Consider the following 20,657-nt stretch of genomic DNA (forward strand, 5'->3'; position numbering starts at 1 on the left):
TATGAAAAAAATATCACTACTTTTTATCATGATTACTTCATTATGGAGTTGCAATTCAGATGATGGAAATTCATCTAACGAAGAAGCTATGTACTTTCCTCCAATTGGTTCTTCAACATGGGAAACCAAAACAGCAGCATCACTTGGATGGGATGAAACACAAGTACAACCTTTGTTGGATTATTTAGAATTAAAAAACACTAAAGGTTTTATTATTCTTCATAATGGAAAAATTGTAATGGAAAACTATTTTAATGGTCACAGCGCTACTGACACTTGGTACTGGGCAAGTGCAGGAAAAACATTAACCGCAACCGTTACTGGAATAGCTGAACAAGAAGGCTATTTAAATATTAATAATAAAGTTTCGGATTATCTTGGTACAGGTTGGACAAGTGCTCCGCTTGCTAAAGAAAATCTAATTACCAACAAACATCTTTTAACGATGTCATCGGGTTTAAATGATGCCTTAGGTGATGATGTTTCTCCTGCTAATTTACAATACGTAGCTGATGCTGGAACACGTTGGGCATACCATAACGTATATGTCAAATTACAAGATGTAGTAGCTACATCTACTGGACAAACTTGGTCAAACTATTTTAATACTAAATTAAGAGATAAAATAGGCATGACTGGTGGTGTTTGGATTCAAAGTGGAGGCTTGAGTGTATATTGGAGTACAACGAGAAATATGGCCAAATTTGGTTTATTAGCGCTAAATAGAGGAAAATGGGAAAACAATCAGATTGTTCCACAAATCTATATGCAAAATGCTACAACAACTTCTCAAAATATTAATTTAGCCTATGGGTATTTATGGTGGCTAAATGGAAAATCAAGCTATCACATGCCACAAAGCCAATTTCAATTCAACGGAACTCTTATTCCATCTGCTCCTAGTGATATGTATTGCGCTTTAGGTAAAAATGATCAAAAAATTTATGTAATTCCTAGTAGAAAACTAGTTATTATAAGAATGGGAGACGCAGCAGATGGTAGTAATTTTGCGCTTTCAGATTTTGACGAGACTTTATGGGAAAAAATAAGTGCTGTTATCAACTAACAGCACTTATTTTATTTTTTTGTTTTCTTCTTACCGCTTGTAAACTTAATCAGCAAGTACATAAATATGGCAAAGGAAGCCAATCTTAATGTAAGAAATATAAAATCATAATCGCTAAATGGGATGGCAACTAAAGCCATAATTACAGCTGCTAAAAATAACTGTACGGTTCTGTATTTTAAAAGTTCCATTACTTTTCTATTTCTTATTTAAAAAATGAATCTACAAATTCGTATTTATTAAATACTTGCAAATCTTCAATTCCTTCTCCTACTCCTATATATTTTACTGGTATTTGAAATTGATCAGAAATTCCAATAACAACTCCTCCTTTTGCTGTTCCATCTAATTTTGTAACCGCTAAGCAAGAAACTTCTGTTGCTGCTGTAAATTGTTTGGCTTGTTCAAAAGCATTTTGACCTGTAGAACCATCTAAAACCAAAAGTACATCATTTGGCGTATTTTCCACAACTTTTTGCATTACTTTTTTCACTTTAGAAAGTTCGTTCATTAAACCAACTTTATTATGTAAACGACCAGCCGTATCAATTATTACAACATCGGCATTTTGTGCCACGGCACTTTGTAATGTGTCGAATGCAACTGAAGCAGGATCACTTCCCATTTGTTGTTTTACGATTGGCACACCTACTCTATCTGCCCAAATTTGCAATTGATCAATAGCAGCTGCTCTGAAGGTGTCTGCCGCACCAAGAACTACATTATAACCCGCTTTTTTAAACTGGTATGCTAATTTACCAATAGTAGTTGTTTTACCAACACCATTAACACCAACCACCATAATAACATAAGGCTTTATGTTTGCTGGAATTTCAAACTGAGTGGCTTCACCTGAATTAGTTTCCGATAATAAACCTGCAATTTCTTCACGAAGAATACCGTTTAATTCGTCAGTTCCCAAATACTTATCTTTTGAAACACGCTCTTCAATACGCTCTATAATCTTTAATGTAGTATTAACACCAACATCTGAAGAAACTAAAATTTCTTCTAAATTATCCAATACTTCGGCATCCACTTTGGATTTCCCAGCAACAGCTTTAGTAAGCTTAGAAAAAAACGATGTTTTCGATTTCTCTAAACCTTTATCTAAAGTTTGCTTCTCTTGCTCGTTTAATACGGGCTCTTTCTTTTCCGAAGAGAATATTTTTTTAAAAAAACTCATACTAAAAATAAGGGGTTAAGTTTTAACTGATTTTGTATTTACTACAAAATCAATTATCTGACAAATGTAAAAATAAAAAAGCTACTTTCAAACGAAAGTAGCTTATCTATATAATTGTTTTATGAATTATTTCTTTTTCAAGAATTCATCAACTAATTCAGGAGCCATCACAGATTCAACGAATGTGTAAGCGCCAGTTTTTGGAGATTTAACCATTTTAATAGCTTTGGTTAATCTTTTAGAAGCTGTTTGTAAAGTTGCTACGGTTTTCTTTGCCATGACTTATCTTATTTAATTTCTTTATGTACAGTTACTCTTTTTAAGATTGGATTAAATTTTTTAATCTCTAATCTATCTGGAGTATTTTTTTTGTTTTTCGTAGTAATGTAACGAGACGTTCCTGGAACTCCAGAAGTTTTGTGCTCTGTACATTCTAAAATAACTTGGATTCTATTACCTTTCTTTGCCATTTTGATATATATTATTGCGGATTATACAGATTTTACAAATCCGTTTGCTTTTGCATTTTTCAATACAGCAGCAATTCCATTTTTATTAATAGTTTTTAATGCAGCAGTTGAAATTTTCAACGTTACCCATCTATCTTCTTCAGGAATGTAAAAACGTTTTTTTACTAAATTAACAGAGAATTTTCTCTTTGTTTTATTCATAGCGTGAGAAACATTGTTCCCTACCATTGCTCTTTTACCTGTAAGTTCACAAACTCTTGACATTATTATTCAGCTTTATTTCGTTATCTAAAATCAGGGTGCAAAGAAACAAAATCGATTTCATATACACAACTATCTTTTATTATTTTTTTAAAATTTCTTTATAAATTAATTCTAATGCTTTACTAACCGCCCTATCAATAACCTTTTCGCGAGGTTGACCAAAATTAAATTCTTCAACAAAAACCCCATTTGGAGTAGCAACAGCAATGAAAACCGTTCCTAATTCTGCCACTTCATCTCCTTTTGTTGGACCAGCATTTCCTGTGGTTGCTATTGCATAATCAGAAGTCATTATTTTTTGCGATGATTTTGCCATTTCAACAGCAACTTCTGCGCTTACAACTCCATATTTAGCAATAACCTCATTAGCAATCCCTAACACATTTATTTTAGTCTGAGTAGCATAACTTACAACACTTCCCTTAAAATAATTTGATGCCCCAGAAACAGAAGACAAAGTTGCGGCTATTTTTCCGCCCGTACAACTTTCCGCTGTTGAAATTGTTATCTTTTTTTCAGTCAATAACCTTCCTAAAACTACTTCAATAGGTTCATCTTCATTGTACCCTACAATTATATCATGAATCAACAAATCGAGCTTTTCAACTTGCTGTTTTATTTCATTTTTCAGCAATTCTTCATTCGTTCCTCTAGCGGTTAATCTCAAGCGAACTTTTCCAGGACTTGGCAAATATGCTAATTTGATAAAATCAGGTAAGTTATCTTCCCATTCTTCAATTTGTTCAGCAATCATGCTCTCGCCACGACCATAAGTCATAATCGTTTGATGAACAATATAAGGACGTTCAAATTTTTGAACCAAATTTGGAATTACTTCGTTATCAACCAAATACTTCATTTCGTAAGGAACACCCGGTAAAGAAATAAAAACTGTATTCTCTTTCTCCATCCACATTCCTGGCGCTGTTCCTGCTTGATTAAAAAGTACTTTTGCTTTTGTTGGAACTAATGCTTGTTCTCTATTAATTTGCGTAATTGGACGCTTATAAAAACCTTCAATTATCGATTTTACATGTAACAAAACTGCTTCGTTTTCCACTAAAGCATCTTCAAAATAATCGCAAAAAGTTTTCTTGGTAATGTCGTCTTTCGTTGGACCTAATCCACCTGTAACAATAACCACATCGACTTTATTTTGAAGCGAATTAAACGTGTCTAAAATATGTTGTTTATCATCAGAAATAGACAACATTTCATGTGATGCAATTCCAATTTTATCTAAAGCTTTGGCAATGTAGGATGAATTTGTATCAACAATTTGTCCAATAAGAATTTCATCACCAATAGTTACAATAGCGGCTTTCATTTTGAATGTTTTAATAGATTTTGGGGAAATAAAAAACAGAATATTACAGTTTGAAATCTTTTTTAATTTCTTTTACTGCTAAATCAATTCTACTTTTTAACGATTTGAATACTTCTTTAATTTCTTTTCTTTTACCTTCTGCTTTTGCCCAAGTCATGATTTGAATGTTCTCTTCATAGGCTAAGTCCATTCCAAGTAAATCTAAAGTGGGTTTTATTTTATGGCAAGAAGCATAGGTTCTGGTGTAGTCTTTTTCTTCAATTGCTACTTTGATGGATTTTATTTCTGCTGGAACCTCTTCAAAAAACAAGGTTACGATTTGCAATGCAAATTCAATATCATTTTCAGAAATTTCATAAACCTTCGCTAAATTGTATTGTAATGCCATAACTATCTGATTTGAATTTTAAACATCGATTTTCCTTCAATAAAACCTTCCAAAACATCACCTTCGGTAACTTTTGCAACACCTTTTGGAGTACCTGTAAAAATAATATCTCCAATTTTTAAGGTAAAATATTGTGAAACATAAGCAATTAACTCATCTATTTTCCACAACATCAAACTCGTGTTACCTTCTTGAACGGTGGTTCCATTTGATTGTAATTCAAAGTTAATATTTTCTAACGAAGAATAATTTTTTTTCGATGTAAAGCTTCCAATTACCGCTGAATGGTCAAATGCCTTTGCTTTTTCCCAAGGCAACCCCTTCTCTTTCAGTCTACTTTGCACATCTCGAGCCGTAAAATCGATTCCTAAACCGATTTCTTCATAATATTTATGAGCAAATTTAGCGTCGATATGTTTCCCAACTTTACAAATCTTAACCAAAATTTCCACTTCATGATGAATATCATTACTGAAAGCCGGAATCACAAATGGATTCTTATTTGGTAAAATTGCAGAATCTGGCTTCATAAAGATAACAGGTTCTGTTGGTCTTTCATTATTAAGTTCCGAAATATGGTCGGCGTAATTACGTCCTATACAGATTATTTTCATATTATTCATGTTGGAAGATGGAAGTCGGAAGATGGAAGCAAACTTCTCCCAGCTTCTAGCTTCAAACTTCTAGCTTTTTGTGTTTAACTTTCTCAATTTAATAGCCGTCAAAACTTTTTTAGTATATAACGGAAAATCAGCGTTTTGAATCCATCCAAAATAACCAGGTTCTTTATCAAAAACATCATCTACCAAAGCACCTTTGTGTTTTCCGAAAGTAAAAATTTCTTTTCCTTCATTATTCAAAGCAATAAATCCAGCGAAGTCGACTGATTTTTTACGAGTTGTAAATTCAGATAATGATTTCATATCATTTTCTAAATTCTCATAGCGATCTAATTGCGATTTTAATATTTCGTAGGTTGCCATCGTATCCGCTTCGGCACTGTGTGCGTTTTCTAAACTTTGTCCGCAATAGAATTTGTATGCTGCACTTAAAGTACGTTCTTCCATCTTATGGAAAATTGTTTGTACATCGACAGAAACTCGGTTTTTCATATCAAAATCAACTTCAGCACGCAATAATTCTTCGGCTAAAAGCGGTATATCAAATCGGTCCGAATTAAATCCAGCCAAATCAGAATCTTTAATCATGTTATGAACTTGCGTAGCTAACTCTTTGAATGTTGGTTCATTAGCTACTTTTTCATCGGTAATTCCGTGCACAGCAGTGGTTTGTGGCGGAATTGGAATCGTCGGATTTACCAACCAAGTTTTACTTTCTTTATTTCCGTTTGGATATACTTTAAATATTGAGATTTCTACAATTCGGTCTCTAGCAACATCAATTCCAGTGGTTTCAAGGTCGAAAAAGCAGATAGGGCGTGTTAATTTTAATTCCATAGCGATTTTATATGTGACAAAGATAGAAAAACCCGACAGCTTTTAAAAACTATCGGGTTTACTTATAAATTTATTTTAAACTTAAAAATCTCTATTCACATCAAAAGCTTCTAAGTAATCCGCAACGCGTTTTACAAAACTTCCTCCTAACGCTCCATCAACTACTCTGTGGTCATAAGAGTGTGATAAGAACATTTTTTGACGGATTCCGATGAAATCACCTTCTGGAGTTTCAATAACCGCTGGCACTTTTCTGATAGCACCTAAAGCTAAAATACCTACTTGTGGTTGATTGATAATTGGTGTTCCAAAAACAGAACCAAAAGTTCCTACATTCGTAACGGTATATGTTCCGCCTTGCGTATCGTCTGGTTTTAATTTCCCTGCTTTTGCACGGTTTCCTAAATCATTTACTGCTTTTGCCATTCCAACTAAGTTTAATTGGTCAGCGTTTTTAATTACAGGAACAATTAAGTTTCCATTTGGTAAAGCAGCTGCCATTCCTAAGTTGATATTTTTACGTTTAATGATAAACTCACCATCAACCGAAATATTCATACCTGGGAAATCTTTCAATGCTTTTGCTACTGCTTCCATGAAAATTGGTGTGAAAGTTAACTTCTCACCTTCTCTCTTTTCAAAAGCAGCTTTCACTTTATCTCTCCATTTTACGATGTTTGTCACATCTACTTCAATGAATGATTGTACGTGAGCTGAAGTTTGCACCGAAGCTACCATGTAACCCGAAATCAACTTACGCATTCTGTCCATTTCTACAATCTCGTCACCACCGTTTACAGAAACTGGAACAGCTTGTGCTACAGGTTGAGAAATTACAGCTGGAGCTTCTGCTTTAGGAGCATTTGCTACTGGTTGAGCAACAGGCTGACTTCCTCTATTTTTGATATAATTTAATAAATCTTCTTTATTTACACGGCCATCTTTACCAGAACCCGCAATAGATTCTAATTCTGCTAAAGATATTCCCTCTTCTTTAGCAATATTTTTAACCAAAGGCGAAAAGAATTTTTCCGATGCCGAAAAATCAGCTGGAGCAACAGTTTCTTTAGCTACTTCTACAGCTTTAGCTACTTCTGTAACTGCAACTGGCGCTTCTGCTTTAACTTCTGGAGTTGCTGCAACAGCACCACCTTCCGTTTCGATAATAGCGATAGTTTGTCCTACTTGAACTACATCATCGGTATTAAATAAAATTTCAACAAGTGTTCCTGCAACTTCTGAAGGCACTTCGCTATCTACTTTATCAGTAGCGATTTCAAGTACTGCTTCGTCCATTTCAATTTTATCACCAACTTTTTTTAACCAGTTAGTAACTGTTGCTTCTGCAACACTTTCACCCATTTTAGGTAATTTCAATTCAAACTTTGCCATATCTTTAAACTAAAGTTGTGTTTTTGTATTTGGTTTGCAAAAATACTAATTTTTCATTCGTTTTTTAAACAATTCAATAATTTTTTACAACAAAATTATTTGTCCTCTATCGTTCGAATTATTACTTCCTATTAAGTAATTCGAACTCAAAATATAATTCTTAAAACTTAGATTTTTACTCTTATTTAACTGCATAAAAGTAATAATTTCAGCAAAACCAAAAGTAGTCGTATCAAATATTATTTCAATGTTTTTATTCGATTGGTTCTCAAATTGATTAAAATCAGATAAATAAGTTGCTTTTTTTGGTAGGTTCAACTCTAAATTTTCTCTTGAAAAAACGACATATTCATCAAGAATCCGAACTTCATTCTTCTGTTGATTCTTCTTCAAAAGACTAAAAACAAAACTTCCCACTTGCATCATTACATCAAAAAACCATGATTTCTTAAAGTGCTTTTTATAGAAAAATTGCATCGCTTCACGGAAACGTTTCATATACGTACCATCTCGAACTGTACTTTCTCCTTTATAATGAATCACCGAAGTTTCGTGAAAATAATAATTCGATTTACCTGTTTTCAAAACCAAATAACTCAAATCGATATCATCCGAATACATAAAGCAATCCTCATCAAACCCACCAACTTCGAGATACAATTCACGCTTCATTACCATAAAAGCACCAACTAAAATATCAACTTTTCCTGATTCATTTTCCGATAAATGTTGCGCGTAATATTTCCCAAAATAATTCGAGATTTTATACAATCCAAAAATCTTTGTAAAAGCCACCCAAGGCGTTGGAACACCACGTTTGCTTTCGGGAAGGAAATTTCCTGCACCGTCAATTAATTTACAACCGATAATTCCAGTGTTCAGTTGCCTGTTTTTAGTGTTCAGTATTTTTGAAAAAGTATCTTCTGCAACAACAGTATCGGGATTTAAGATGCAAACGTATTCGCCTTTGGCTTGAGCAACTCCGATGTTATTTCCTTTTGGAAAACCTAAATTATCTTTATTTTCAATGAGTTTGATGTGCGGAAATTTGGTTTTCATCATCTCACAACTGTCATCAGACGAAGCGTTATCAATGACAATAATTTCTCCATCAATGCCTTCCAATGCTTTTTGAACACTGAGAACACATTGCTCTAAAAAGTAGCGGACGTTGTAGTTGAGAATGATTACGGATAGTTGCATGATTTATTGAAAATCTTTTTTGTTGTTCCAAAAATACACTAATTCGACCTTTTTATCTTTCTCAATAATCTTATAAAACAATGATGTTTGTTTGGATATAACTGTTTTGTAAACATTTTTATGAATTTGACCAATTAAAGGATTAATCGATAATCTTTTTAAATTTTCATCAACTAATATGACAAAATCATCAACTTCTTTTTGATTCCATTTTAAAAAAATAAAATCAATTTCTTCCATGTAAGTTTCAACAGCTAAAGGAACCCAAACAACCTTATATTCCATTCAAAAAAGGATATTTCTTTTTCAAATTAGACATAACTTCTTCATGAGTAAAAACAAGACCTTTGTCTGCTTGTTCAATACCCAGCTCAATTGCTTTTTGTACATGTTCTGGCAATTGCTCCCAAGCATCATTACTCGCAATAACTTCACTTTTAGGAGTTACTTCGTAAGCTTCTGCTGGTTCTTCTATTTTATTTTTCTTTTTGGAAGTCATAAAATGCATTTTCACAAAGTTAGGAAATAATCTATAATCTTTAGATACAATAAACTATTTTTGCATTTCTAAATTATATTATGAATTACTTATCAGTCGAAAACATCTCCAAATCTTATGGCGAACGTATTCTTTTTAAAGACGTTTCGTTTGGAATTAATAAAGATCAAAAAATAGCTTTTATCGCTAAAAACGGTTCGGGAAAAACCACCATTATGAACATGATTAATGGTTTGGACGAACCTGATACTGGTCAAGTGGTGATTCGAAAAGAAATCAACATGGCGTTTTTGTCGCAAAACAATAATTTGCAAGACGAATTAACTATTGAGGAAAATATTTTTGCTTCGGATAATGAAATTTTGAAAGTAATTGAACGCTACGAAAAGGCCTTAGAAAATCCGAATGATGAAGAAGCGTATCAAAGAGCTTTTGATGATATGGACCGACATAATGCTTGGGATTTTGAAACGCAATTCAAGCAAATTTTGTACAAACTGAAGTTGGAAGACTTGAAAATGAAAGTCAAAAACATGTCGGGTGGACAAAAAAAGCGTTTGTCGTTAGCCATTATTTTAATTAGTAAACCTGATTTATTAATTTTAGACGAGCCAACCAATCACTTGGATTTAGAGATGATTGAATGGTTAGAAGATTATTTTGCAAAAGAAAATATCACGCTATTTATGGTAACGCACGACCGTTTCTTTTTGGAACGTGTTTGTAATGAAATCATTGAATTAGATAACGGAAAAATATACCAATACAAAGGCAATTATTCGTATTATTTGGAGAAAAAAGAAGAACGTTTGGCTTCTGAAAATGCGAGTATCGACAAAGCACAAAACTTATTCGTAAAAGAATTAGCTTGGATGCGTCGTCAACCAAAAGCTAGAACTACCAAATCGAAATCACGTCAAGATGACTTTTACGTAATTAAAGAAAAGGCTGAAAGTCGTAGAAAAGAAAATGTAGTAGAGCTCGAAATCAACATGGAGCGCATGGGAAGCAAGATTATCGAAATGGTAAAATTGAACAAAAATTTCCCTGATAGAACCATTTTAAAGGATTTTAGCTATTCGTTTCAACGTGGTGAACGCATAGGAATTATTGGCAAAAATGGAACTGGAAAATCGACTTTCTTAAATATTTTAACCCAAACAATTCAACCGGATTCTGGTAAAGTAATTATTGGCGATACGATTAAAATTGGCTATTACACACAAAGTGGTATCAACCCAAAACCAGGTCAAAAAGTTATTGATATCATCAAAGAATATGGCGAATACATTCCGTTGACGAAAGGAAAAATTATTTCGGCTTCGCAATTATTGGAACGCTTTTTATTTGATGCCAAAAAACAATACGATTTTGTAGAAAAATTAAGCGGTGGCGAATTGAAACGTTTGTATTTATGTACGGTTTTGATTCAAAATCCGAATTTCTTGATTTTGGATGAACCTACGAATGACTTAGATATTGTAACTTTAAATGTATTGGAAAGTTTCCTTTTAGATTTTCCTGGATGTTTATTAGTGGTGAGTCACGACCGTTATTTTATGGATAAAATTGTGGATCACTTATTTGTTTTCAGAGGCGAAGGTGAAATTGAAGATTTCCCAGGAAATTATTCTGATTTTAGAAGTTATGAAGATTCGGCTGAACCAAAAAATTTAAATTCGGTTAGTACTGAAAAAGTAAGTTGGAAAGAAAAAAATACTGCTTCAGCTGGTTTGAACTTCAATGAACAAAAGGAATTCAATAAATTAGAACGCGAAATCAAAGATTTAGAATATAACAAAAAACAAATCGAACAAGAATTCGCTGACGGAAAAGTTTCGGATGATAAGATTGAAGCAAAAGCCAACGAATTACAAAAAATCATTCAGTCTTTAGAAGATAAAGAAGAACGTTGGTTTGAATTGAGTTCTAAAATGGAATAAAGTTTCACAATGTAACACCACGTTTTACACAAAGTTTCACTAAGTTTTTTTTCTTATAAATTCTTTGTGTTACTTTGCGCCAAACTTTGAGAAACTTAGTGCTACAACAAATAAAATCTTACATAAAATTCCTTTTCCACTCCAAAAACGAACATGGAGTGCATTCGCCATTTGTATTTGATTTGGTTACGAAATGTTTTTATGATGCAACAAAATATCAAGAATACGAAGTATTAAAATCGTATAGAAAATCGCTTTTAGAAAATAAAAACACGATTGAAGTAACGGATTTTGGTGCAGGTTCGCGAGTTTTTAAATCGAATGTTAGAGAAATTTCAAAAATTGCACAAACCGCTGGGATTACGCCAAAAAATGCTGAATTACTTTTTAGAATTGTTCGTTATTTTCAACCAAAAAACGTTTTAGAAATTGGTACATCATTAGGATTAGCTACTTCTGCCCTTTCATTAGGAACTGAAAAAGCAAAAATCATCACTCTAGAAGGTTGTCCGAATACGCAAAAGCAAGCTCAAATTCAATTACAAGGGCAAAATTCAAATTTTCAAAACGTTGAATTTGTCAATACAGAATTTTCAAGCTATTTCAAAGTCATTCACCCATCACCCATCACCCATCACCTAATCTATTTCGATGGCAATCATTCCAAAAAAGCTACTTTAGATTATTTTGAAGTGTTGCTTCCAACCATTTTAAATGATTCTGTTTGGATTTTTGATGATATTCATTGGTCAGCCGATATGGAAGAAGCTTGGGAAATCATAAAAAATCATCCAAAGGTTTCGGTTACAATTGATACGTTTCAATGGGGAATTGTCTTTTTTAGAGCCGAACAAGAAAAAGAACATTTTATCATCAATCCGAATAAAACGATTAGTTCGCATTTGTTTGAAAGAATTCGTTTTTAGTTGTAACAAAATTTATATTTTCGCACTAATAATCAAACAGCTATAAATTGGTTATTATGGAAAATCTTTCTTTTTTTAAATCAAAATATTTCAAATTTATACTCCCTTTTATTATTGTATTGGGAACAATTTATTTGTTTAAATCAGGATATAAATTTGGTCAATGGTTGTATTTAATGATAAATTAAATCATTGTTTTGCTTTATTTATGTAACAAATTCCTTTCTTTTTCTACTTATTAGAGTATTACATCAATAATATTGTCATCTCGAGCGAAGTCGAGAGGCTAAATTCTAATTTCATTATGGCAAATCCGTTAATCAAAATAACCAATATCAAAAGAGATTTTCCTTTAGGAAACGAAATCGTGTATGTATTAAAAGGCATCGATTTGGAAATCAATAAAGGTGAATATGTAGCTTTAATGGGACCTTCAGGTTCTGGAAAATCAACTTTGATGAACATTTTAGGTTGTTTAGACACACCAACTTCTGGAACATACATTTTGAACGGAAAACACGTTAGTGAAATGCAAGACGATGAATTGGCAGGAATTCGTAATAAAGAAATTGGATTCGTTTTTCAAACGTTCAACTTAATGCCACGAACAACGGCTTTGGATAATGTGGCTTTACCAATGGTTTATGCCGGTCATTCCAAATCAGAACGTGTGGAGCGCGCTACTGAAGTTTTAACACAAGTAGGCTTGAACGACAGAATGGATCACAAACCAAATCAACTTTCGGGTGGTCAACGTCAGCGTGTAGCGGTGGCGAGAGCTTTGGTAAACAAACCTTCTATCATTTTAGCCGATGAACCAACCGGAAACTTAGACAGTAAAACTTCAGTGGAAATCATGAATTTATTCAACGAAATTCACGCCAACGGAAACACTGTAATTCTAGTAACTCACGAAGAAGATATTGCAGCTTATGCACACAGAATCATTCGTTTACGTGACGGAATTATTGAAAGCGATACGATAAATCCAAATATTAAAAAGTAAATTCACTTTCAATCCCGATTTACTTAAATGGATAATGTAGAAAAAATATATCCTGCAGTTAACGCAAAATCATTTGTTACATTTTTTTGGTTTATACTTGGACTTGCGATATCTGTTGTTGCTTCTATTTTTGCATATGTCTTAATTAGAGATGGATATTGGAAAATATCTTTTTTTGCTTTACCCTTTATTTTATTAACACCTTATGTAATATTTTTTAGTATAAAATCTAAAATAATACTAACTAGTGATTCTATAATAAGAAAAGTTCCCTTTAGCAGAAAGGAATTAAAATATTCTGAAATTAAAACATTTAGAATTTACGATACAATTGGAAATGGATATGGTTCAGTTTCTTATTTTGAAACTAAAAAACCAAATTCAAAAAATCTTTTTACTTTAAAAACAATTTTTGTGTCGGATGTAGAAAATTCTCATCCAAATAAATTTACAAAGGGTAAACAATTTACTTTTCATGATACAAATGATATTTACTTATTTCTTGAAGAGAAAATTTCTAGTAACCAAGTTGATTAAGTAATGTTTTATTATTGAAAAATCTTTTTCAAAATAACTACCTTTGCTCAAAATTGCCAAAATGACTTTTTCCGACTACTCTAAAGAATTTTCATATAACTTAAAACTTGCCTACCCTATTATTTTAGGAATGTTAGGCCATACCGTTGTGGGAATTGTGGATAATATCATGGTCGGGAAATTAGGTCCAACCGAATTAGCTGCGGTGTCTTTAGGAAACAGCTTTGTTTTCATTGCCATGTCTTTAGGAATTGGATTTTCAACTGCCATTACACCATTAGTAGCTGAATCAGATGGGAAAAATGATGTAGCTGGTGGTCGTTCTGCATTTCATCACGGATTGTATTTGTGTACGATTTTAGGGGTAGCTTTATTTACCTTAATTTTCTTTTCGAAACCATTAATTGCTTACATGGGACAACCCGAAGCAGTAGTGGAAATGGCAAAACCGTATTTAGATATCGTTGGTTTTTCGTTGATTCCGTTAATTATGTACCAAGCGTACAAACAATTTGCAGATGGTTTGAGTGAAACTAAATATTCCATGTGGGCAACTATTATTGGAAATATAACTAATGTGGTAATTAATTATTTTTTAATCTACGGAATTTGGATTTTCCCAAAATGGGGCATCGTGGGAGCAGCTGTAGGAACTATTGCTTCTCGTTTTGTGATGTTGGGTTTTATGCATTATATGATGAATCTAAAACCAAAATTCCATCCTTATTTTAAAGGTTTTAGCTTAAAAGAAATCAAAAAAGAAGTCAACCAAAAAATTATTAAAATTGGAATGCCTTCTGCCATGCAAATGTTCTTTGAAGTGGCTTTGTTCACTGGAGCCATTTGGTTATGTGGCATGATTGGAACTACAAGTCAGGCAGCAAATCAAATTGCATTGAGTTTAGCTTCTTTAACCTTTATGTTTGCCATGGGATTAAGCGTTACCGCAATGATTCGTATTGGAAACCAAAAAGGATTAAATGATTATGTTACCTTACGAAAAGTAGCGATATCCATTTTCTTATTAGCTATCGTTATCGAAATTGTTTTTGCTTTACTATTTGTGGCTTTACACACCACTTTACCTTATATTTTTGTAGATATTAACGATGTTACAAACCTAACAGAAAACCTAGAAGTAATTGCTATTTCGGCCAATTTACTTTTGGTGGCAGCTGTTTTTCAAATTTCTGATGGCTTGCAAGTGGTGGTTTTAGGAGCGCTTCGTGGATTACAAGATGCTAAAATTCCAATGTATATTACGTTTGTTGCGTATTGGGTAATTGGATTTCCTATCTCCATTTATTTAGGATTAGAAACTGAATTAAAAGCAGTTGGTGTTTGGATTGGACTTTTAGCTGGATTAACAGCAGCCGCTATATTTTTGTATATTCGCTTTAATTATTTGACTAAAAAACTGGTTCAAGTGCAAGCACAAGAGCAAGTTCAATTACAATAACAAGAAGAAATTAAAATCATAAAAACATGACCTTACCAAAATTTGTAATCGGAGATAATACCGATTTTCCAGAAGATATTTTCGTAATCCATTTAGAATATCCAAGATTTGTTATCAATTTAAAAGATGACGAAGTAGAATTTTTAGAAGACATTGAAGAAGAAGACGAAAAAGAATTAGAATCGGAAATGGAACATTTAATTACCATTGCCGGAGAATTCTACGATAGAGAAATTGAACGTTACGAACAGGAATAATCTTTGATTATTATTCCCGTAGAGACAGGTCAATGACTTGTCTCTACTATTATTTTTTAAAATACTGTTCCAACAAACTCATAGCTGCGGCAAAAGGTGATAATTCATTATTTTGCACGGCTTTTTTATTTTTCTCTAAGAGTTGAATAACATTCGGATGATTGTAAAAGTGTGATTTCAGTTGTTCATTAATCGTTTCCATCATCCAAAATTGGTTTTGATTTTGACGTTTTTCTTCGAAATAATGATTTGCTTTTACCAGTTCGAAGTACTCTGAAATGATGTCCCAAATCGCATCAATTCCCGTTTTCTCATAAGCACTACAAGTGGTTACTTTGGGAATCCAACCCGAAGATTTTGCAGGAAATAAATGCAACGCTCTGTTGAATTCGGTTTTGGCTAATTTGGCTTTCGCAATATTATCGCCATCGGCTTTATTGATTACTATAGTATCCGCCATTTCCATAATGCCACGTTTGATGCCTTGTAATTCATCGCCAGCACCTGAAATTTTCAACAACAAAAAGAAATCCACCATACTGTGAACGGCGGTTTCACTTTGCCCTACTCCAACGGTTTCAATAATTATCGTATCAAATCCACAAGCTTCACACAAAATAATAGTTTCACGGGTTTTTCTAGCAACTCCACCTAATGTATCTCCCGAAGCACTTGGTCGGATATAAGCATTTTCATCTTTTACCAATTCTTCCATACGGGTTTTATCGCCCAAAATACTACCGTGACTGATGGACGAACTTGGGTCAACCGCTAAAACAGCAACTTTCTTTCCGATGGAAGTTAAATATTTTCCAAAAGCTTCAATAAAAGTACTTTTTCCAACACCTGGGACACCGGTTATTCCAATTCGAACCGAATGATTTGCATGTGGTAAACAACCTTTAATCACTTCATTCGCTTTGGCTAAATGCTCAGGATTTGTACTCTCAACTAAAGTTATAGCACGACTCAAAGCCGTTTTGTCACCTTTTAAAATTCCAGCAATCAATTCTTCTGCCGAAGGTTGTTTTCTTCGGAATTGTTGAATTTGAGTCGCTACAACCGTACTCAAGGTTTCAGGTTGTTCCACACCGTGAATTTCTGAAAGTGCCGATTTTTTATTTGGTGTCTTCAAAAGGAATTTTGCTTTGTGTAAAAATACAAAAAATGTAGGAATATAAAACATCGAAATCTCAAGGTTTAATTACCTTTGTATTCTTGATTTTAGGAAATGGAAAACATCATTCTTTTATTTTTGTGTTTAGTTTTAGGCGTTGCGCTTCAAAAAGTGCCGCAATTTCCTAAAAATGCGTATCAAAGTTTGAATCAATACGTGATTTACGTTTCGCTTCCGGCTTTGGCGTTATATTATATTCCGAAAATTACGATTTCACTCGCTTTATTTTATCCGTTAGGAATTGCGTGGTTAGGTTTCGGATTATCGTTTGTGTTTTTCTATACTTTGGGAACGTATTTTAAATGGTCGAAAAAGTTAATCGGTTGTTTGATTTTGACTGGTGGATTGAGCAATACTTCCTTTGTAGGCTTTCCCATTATCGAAGCTTTGTATGGTGCAGATGGATTGAAAACCGCCATCATCGTTGACCAACCGGGTTCATTCGTAGTCGTAACGACTCTAGGAATTTTAGTTGCTGCGACTTTTTCAAGAGGAAATCTAAGTACTTCTGAAATCTTATTGAAAATTGTAAAATTTCCGCCTTTTATTGCTTTTACGATTGCTCTTTTCTGTACCATATTCACTTTAGAATTTCCAGAAGCGTTGCAAAACTCCTTTTTAAGAATTGGAAATACGGTAACTCCAGTCGCTTTGGTAGCCGTTGGATTGCAATTAAAAATTGACACACGAAGTAAACATTGGTCGTTTTTAACCTTAGGATTACTTTTCAAATTGATTTTAATGCCAGCTTTTTTCTTTTTGCTATACAAAATTGTATTAGGTGGAAAAGGTTTAGAAATTGATGTTTCTATTATGGAATCTGCCATGGCGCCAATGATAACGGGTGCTATTTTAGCCTCTAACTACGGATTAAAACCGAAATTAAGTAGCATGATGATTGGGATTGGAATACCGTTGTCTTTAGTTACTATTGCCTTTTGGTATTGGGTTTTGAATAGTTTTTAAAAAAATAAACACATAGACACATTAGTGCTACTTTGCGTTTAGTTAGTCGTTTCACTTTAAATAGTTAACATAGTCGAAATCGTAAAAATTTAGTCAACTTATATGACTTATATGTTTAATTTCCTATGTGACTATGTGTTAAAAACAACACACATTTATTATCTTTACACATCAATTTTACACTATGAATCCTGAAATAATACTTGCGCTTGAAAACATTGTAGGTTCGGCTTATATTTTTACTGATGAAGCTACTCGTAAAACCTATGGACATGACGAAACGGAAGATTTGAGTTTTCCGCCTCATGTTGTTGTGAAACCGTCAAATACTGAAGAAGTTGCGCAAATTTTAAAAGTTTCGAATACGTATAAAATTCCGACAACGCCAATTGGTGCTCGTACCGGTTTGAGTGGTGGTGCTTTATCTATTTATGGTGGAATTGGTATTTCAATGGAGCGATTGAATCAGATTATTGAAATTGATGAACAAAATTTACAAGTTACAACTCAACCTGGCGTAATTACGCAAGTTTTACGTGAAGCTGTTGCCGAAAAAGGCTTGTTTTATCCCGTAGATCCAAGTAGTATGGGAAGTTGTTTTATTGGTGGAAACATTGCCGAGAATTCTGGTGGAGCAAGAGCTTTGAAATATGGTGTTACCAAAGATTATGTACTGAATTTAGAAGTTGTTTTACCAACAGGAGACATCATTTGGACAGGCGCTAATACGTTGAAAAATTCGACTGGTTACAACCTTACGCAATTGATGGTAGGAAGTGAAGGAACCTTGGGTATCGTGACAAAAATTGTATTGAAATTATTACCTCAAAACAAACATAACGTTCTGCTTTTGGTTCCGTTTTATAAAGCAGAGCAAGCATGCGAAGCGGTTTCAGCTATTTTTAGAGCTGGAATTGTACCAAGCGCTATAGAGTTTATGGAACGCGATGCAATTGATTGGACATTGAAATTTGTCGATGGTTTGAATGTGGAAGTCAAAGATAACGTTCAAGCGCATTTGTTGATTGAAGTGGATGGAAATTATCCTGAGATATTGATGCAAGAAGCCGAACAAATTTTGACAGTCGTAGAACAATTTGAAATCGACGAAGTGTTATTTGCCGATACAGATGAACAAAAAAATGCACTTTGGAAAATGCGTCGTTCTGTGGCGGAAGCAGTAAAAGCGAATTCGATTTATAAAGAAGAAGATACGGTTGTTCCAAGATATGAATTACCAAAACTATTAAAAGGCATCAAAGAAATAGGTTCGAAATATGGTTTTCAATCCGTTTGTTATGGGCATGCGGGCGATGGTAATTTGCACGTAAACATCATCAAAGGAAACATGACCGATGACAATTGGAAAACGGAAGTTCCAAAAGGAATTCGTGAAATTTTTGAATTGACTGTTGGTTTAAAAGGAACTCTTTCTGGTGAGCACGGTATTGGTTTAGTTCAAAAAAACTATATGGACATTGCGTTTTCAAAAGTACATTTGGAATTAATGGAACGCATAAAAGCGATTTTTGACCCAAATAATGTATTGAATCCTGGGAAAATTTTTCCGGATGGGGAATAGTTCTAATAATTTTATAGAAATTAGCTTCTTTTAAAGCCTAATTTTATAAAACCATTTTCCATTTCCATCTCTATAAATAATAATTCATTTATAAATGAATATTTTAACTCATCTTTTTTTTCTTCATCAATCAGTATTAATTTATTATTAAATTTATCTAATTGATATTTACCTTTTATACTATCCATCATTGGAAAATTCATAGTAAAGTTACCTTTGTCATCAAAAACGTAGGTTATTGGAAAAATTAATAGGTCTGACATTTTTTTAAAATTATCAGCTTCATTTTTACGTGAAGAATCCTTATAAGAAATTGAATCGGTAATTTTATTATAATAAGCAATTTCATCCTCATATGAAATTACCTTCCAACTGCCTTTAATGTCTTGAGATTGACAATTAAACCCTAAGATTGCTATAATTAAAAGGAAAATTTTTCTCATACTATAATTACTATATATTTTATCTTACTTCCCTAAAAAATCTACCAAACTCGCATCTGCATTTTTAAACGTTGGCGCTTGTTCATCAATCCTTGCCACGCGTTTTTTGTTTAATTTTAGGGTAATATCGGCTTCAGTAGTAAATAACAAAGCGGATAAAAACGGATTGTTGATGTGCGGAATTAACTCTGCTTCTAAATCGTCTAATTTGCAGATTTTTACTAATTCTTGCTTTTCAGTCGTGTAAATTTTATACGTCATTGACAATTTTAAGATATTGTCTTCTACGATGGTTTTTACGTAAATGTTCTGTAATTCTGGTTTCCCAACGGTTTTAGCTAGTGTTAATTTCGCAAATGTTCCATTGGCAATACTGGTTCTAACTTGGTTAAAAAATTCGGTATAAGTGATGCTATTTTCGTTCATGTTATAAGTCTAAAGCTTTTACAATTTTTTCATCAAAAATCATAGAAAACAATTTATTGTCCTTGTCTTTATTCAAAAATTTCCATTGCTTTTTAGTCAATTCGTCAGCAACAGCAATTAAGGTTGAACGCATTTCAATACGAAACGTATTTGTTGCTTTATCATAGGTCACTTTTTCAGCATTCATTGACGATTTAAAAATATCCGTCATAGATTCCGCATCTTCCATTGGCTCTTTAAACTGCATGGTCATCACATTATTATGTCCAATAAGACAAAACGTTTTTCCTTCAATTTTCTTGATTTCACCAAATGAAAAACCAGGTTCCACTTCTACTAATTTGATAGAAAATTGTTCGTTTTCCATCATTTGACCGAACATCTTTTTCATTTGTTCTTGAGGAATAATATCAAAAACTTTTGGATAAGTAGTTTCAAAAATTGCATCAAAATTCATATTTACTCCTGCTTTATACGACTTAAGCGCTTCGGTTTTTAAAGACGTCATGTCTTGCGCTAAAACAGTGATAGTTTGAAAAATGAAGAATACGAAGAATAGAATTTTAGATTTCATTTTTTGAGTTTTTTAATTTTGTCAAAGATAGTTAGTTTTGATGAAACACAAATAAAATTAAACACATAGACACATAAGATTTACTATGTCTTTATTTTTAGGCGTTTCA

Annotated in this window: 25 protein-coding genes; 9 read left to right on the plus strand and 16 right to left on the minus strand. The window is 33.0% G+C overall.

Annotated features, from left to right (window positions below):
* The first annotated feature begins 1 nt into the window (after nucleotide 1).
* Nucleotides 2–1,066, plus strand: a complete 1,065-nt coding sequence (locus tag B2741_RS11110) for a serine hydrolase domain-containing protein (RefSeq protein ID WP_291138842.1) — start codon at nucleotides 2–4, stop codon at nucleotides 1,064–1,066.
* Nucleotides 1,067–1,271: 205 nt separating this feature from the next.
* On the opposite strand, the gene ftsY is transcribed toward B2741_RS11110, so the two are convergent.
* The 12 genes from ftsY to B2741_RS11170 form a co-directional block, all read right to left on the minus strand.
* Nucleotides 1,272–2,252 carry a signal recognition particle-docking protein FtsY gene (ftsY, locus tag B2741_RS11115; RefSeq protein ID WP_291138844.1) on the minus strand — a complete coding sequence of 327 codons (981 nt, stop codon included), beginning with the start codon at nucleotides 2,250–2,252 and terminating at the stop codon, nucleotides 1,272–1,274.
* Between the two features lie 126 nt (nucleotides 2,253–2,378).
* Nucleotides 2,379–2,531: a DUF4295 domain-containing protein gene (locus tag B2741_RS11120; RefSeq protein WP_113988621.1), complete on the minus strand. Its 153-nt coding sequence runs from the start codon at nucleotides 2,529–2,531 to the stop codon at nucleotides 2,379–2,381.
* Nucleotides 2,532–2,539: 8 nt separating this feature from the next.
* Nucleotides 2,540–2,722, minus strand: coding sequence for a 50S ribosomal protein L33 (gene rpmG / locus B2741_RS11125; protein ID WP_008253902.1), 183 nt, complete (start codon nucleotides 2,720–2,722; stop codon nucleotides 2,540–2,542).
* Between the two features lie 21 nt (nucleotides 2,723–2,743).
* The gene (gene rpmB, locus B2741_RS11130) at nucleotides 2,744–2,986 is read right to left on the minus strand and encodes a 50S ribosomal protein L28 (protein ID WP_008253904.1); all 243 of its coding nucleotides are present in this window, start codon (nucleotides 2,984–2,986) and stop codon (nucleotides 2,744–2,746) included.
* Nucleotides 2,987–3,065: 79 nt separating this feature from the next.
* Nucleotides 3,066–4,313 carry a CinA family nicotinamide mononucleotide deamidase-related protein gene (locus B2741_RS11135; RefSeq protein ID WP_291138846.1) on the minus strand — a complete coding sequence of 416 codons (1,248 nt, stop codon included), beginning with the start codon at nucleotides 4,311–4,313 and terminating at the stop codon, nucleotides 3,066–3,068.
* Nucleotides 4,314–4,356: 43 nt separating this feature from the next.
* Nucleotides 4,357–4,701: a histidine kinase gene (locus B2741_RS11140; RefSeq protein ID WP_133607835.1), complete on the minus strand. Its 345-nt coding sequence runs from the start codon at nucleotides 4,699–4,701 to the stop codon at nucleotides 4,357–4,359.
* Nucleotides 4,702–4,703: 2 nt separating this feature from the next.
* Nucleotides 4,704–5,315 carry a fumarylacetoacetate hydrolase family protein gene (locus B2741_RS11145; RefSeq protein ID WP_291138848.1) on the minus strand — a complete coding sequence of 204 codons (612 nt, stop codon included), beginning with the start codon at nucleotides 5,313–5,315 and terminating at the stop codon, nucleotides 4,704–4,706.
* 69 nt (nucleotides 5,316–5,384) lie between these two features.
* Entirely contained in the window at nucleotides 5,385–6,158 is a 774-nt protein-coding gene (locus B2741_RS11150) for a 3'-5' exonuclease (RefSeq protein WP_264550378.1), read from the minus strand.
* 81 nt (nucleotides 6,159–6,239) lie between these two features.
* Nucleotides 6,240–7,550, minus strand: a complete 1,311-nt coding sequence (locus B2741_RS11155) for a dihydrolipoamide acetyltransferase family protein (protein ID WP_291138852.1) — start codon at nucleotides 7,548–7,550, stop codon at nucleotides 6,240–6,242.
* A gap of 84 nt (nucleotides 7,551–7,634) precedes the next feature.
* Nucleotides 7,635–8,753: a glycosyltransferase family 2 protein gene (locus tag B2741_RS11160; RefSeq protein ID WP_291138854.1), complete on the minus strand. Its 1,119-nt coding sequence runs from the start codon at nucleotides 8,751–8,753 to the stop codon at nucleotides 7,635–7,637.
* Between the two features lie 3 nt (nucleotides 8,754–8,756).
* Nucleotides 8,757–9,038, minus strand: coding sequence for a type II toxin-antitoxin system RelE/ParE family toxin (locus tag B2741_RS11165; RefSeq protein ID WP_291138856.1), 282 nt, complete (start codon nucleotides 9,036–9,038; stop codon nucleotides 8,757–8,759).
* A complete protein-coding gene (locus tag B2741_RS11170) occupies nucleotides 9,028–9,252 on the minus strand; it encodes a hypothetical protein (RefSeq protein ID WP_264550382.1) in 225 nt (74 codons plus the stop codon). The genes B2741_RS11165 and B2741_RS11170 overlap by 11 nt, the downstream gene beginning before the upstream one ends.
* An 80-nt stretch (nucleotides 9,253–9,332) precedes the next feature.
* Here B2741_RS11170 and B2741_RS11175 point away from each other — a divergent pair, with 80 nt between their 5' ends.
* The 6 genes from B2741_RS11175 (at nucleotide 9,333) to B2741_RS11200 (ending at nucleotide 15,380) form a co-directional block, all read left to right on the plus strand.
* Nucleotides 9,333–11,195: an ABC-F family ATP-binding cassette domain-containing protein gene (locus B2741_RS11175; RefSeq protein ID WP_291138858.1), complete on the plus strand. Its 1,863-nt coding sequence runs from the start codon at nucleotides 9,333–9,335 to the stop codon at nucleotides 11,193–11,195.
* Nucleotides 11,196–11,293: 98 nt separating this feature from the next.
* On the plus strand, nucleotides 11,294–12,121 hold the full coding sequence (locus B2741_RS11180) for an O-methyltransferase (RefSeq protein ID WP_291138906.1): 828 nt from the start codon (nucleotides 11,294–11,296) through the stop codon (nucleotides 12,119–12,121).
* A gap of 304 nt (nucleotides 12,122–12,425) precedes the next feature.
* The gene (locus B2741_RS11185; protein ID WP_264550385.1) at nucleotides 12,426–13,127 is read left to right on the plus strand and encodes an ABC transporter ATP-binding protein; all 702 of its coding nucleotides are present in this window, start codon (nucleotides 12,426–12,428) and stop codon (nucleotides 13,125–13,127) included.
* A 27-nt stretch (nucleotides 13,128–13,154) separates the two neighbouring features.
* Nucleotides 13,155–13,664: a hypothetical protein gene (locus B2741_RS11190; RefSeq protein WP_291138861.1), complete on the plus strand. Its 510-nt coding sequence runs from the start codon at nucleotides 13,155–13,157 to the stop codon at nucleotides 13,662–13,664.
* A gap of 61 nt (nucleotides 13,665–13,725) precedes the next feature.
* Nucleotides 13,726–15,123, plus strand: coding sequence for an MATE family efflux transporter (locus B2741_RS11195; RefSeq protein WP_291138863.1), 1,398 nt, complete (start codon nucleotides 13,726–13,728; stop codon nucleotides 15,121–15,123).
* Nucleotides 15,124–15,149: 26 nt separating this feature from the next.
* Nucleotides 15,150–15,380, plus strand: coding sequence for a hypothetical protein (locus B2741_RS11200; protein WP_264550387.1), 231 nt, complete (start codon nucleotides 15,150–15,152; stop codon nucleotides 15,378–15,380).
* Between the two features lie 49 nt (nucleotides 15,381–15,429).
* On the opposite strand, the gene meaB is transcribed toward B2741_RS11200, so the two are convergent.
* A complete protein-coding gene (gene meaB / locus B2741_RS11205; RefSeq protein WP_291138865.1) occupies nucleotides 15,430–16,566 on the minus strand; it encodes a methylmalonyl Co-A mutase-associated GTPase MeaB in 1,137 nt (378 codons plus the stop codon).
* 45 nt (nucleotides 16,567–16,611) lie between these two features.
* Here meaB and B2741_RS11210 point away from each other — a divergent pair, with 45 nt between their 5' ends.
* Complete coding sequence (locus tag B2741_RS11210) at nucleotides 16,612–17,523, plus strand: AEC family transporter (protein ID WP_291138867.1); 912 nt, start codon at nucleotides 16,612–16,614, stop codon at nucleotides 17,521–17,523.
* 184 nt (nucleotides 17,524–17,707) lie between these two features.
* Nucleotides 17,708–19,105 (plus strand): FAD-binding oxidoreductase, encoded by a 1,398-nt coding sequence (locus B2741_RS11215; RefSeq protein WP_291138869.1) that lies wholly within the window; start codon nucleotides 17,708–17,710, stop codon nucleotides 19,103–19,105.
* Between the two features lie 20 nt (nucleotides 19,106–19,125).
* Here B2741_RS11215 and B2741_RS11220 read toward each other — a convergent pair whose 3' ends face one another.
* The 3 genes from B2741_RS11220 to B2741_RS11230 are packed head-to-tail and all read right to left on the minus strand — an operon-like array spanning nucleotide 19,126 to nucleotide 20,548.
* The gene (locus tag B2741_RS11220) at nucleotides 19,126–19,548 is read right to left on the minus strand and encodes a hypothetical protein (protein WP_291138870.1); all 423 of its coding nucleotides are present in this window, start codon (nucleotides 19,546–19,548) and stop codon (nucleotides 19,126–19,128) included.
* A 24-nt stretch (nucleotides 19,549–19,572) separates the two neighbouring features.
* A complete protein-coding gene (locus B2741_RS11225) occupies nucleotides 19,573–19,974 on the minus strand; it encodes a hypothetical protein (protein ID WP_291138872.1) in 402 nt (133 codons plus the stop codon).
* 1 nt (nucleotide 19,975) lies between these two features.
* Nucleotides 19,976–20,548 (minus strand): hypothetical protein, encoded by a 573-nt coding sequence (locus B2741_RS11230; protein WP_291138873.1) that lies wholly within the window; start codon nucleotides 20,546–20,548, stop codon nucleotides 19,976–19,978.
* Nucleotides 20,549–20,657: the final 109 nt, after the last annotated feature.

The sequence above is a fragment of the Flavobacterium sp. UBA7663 genome (genome assembly GCF_002483315.1).
Lineage (GTDB): Bacteria > Bacteroidota > Bacteroidia > Flavobacteriales > Flavobacteriaceae > Flavobacterium.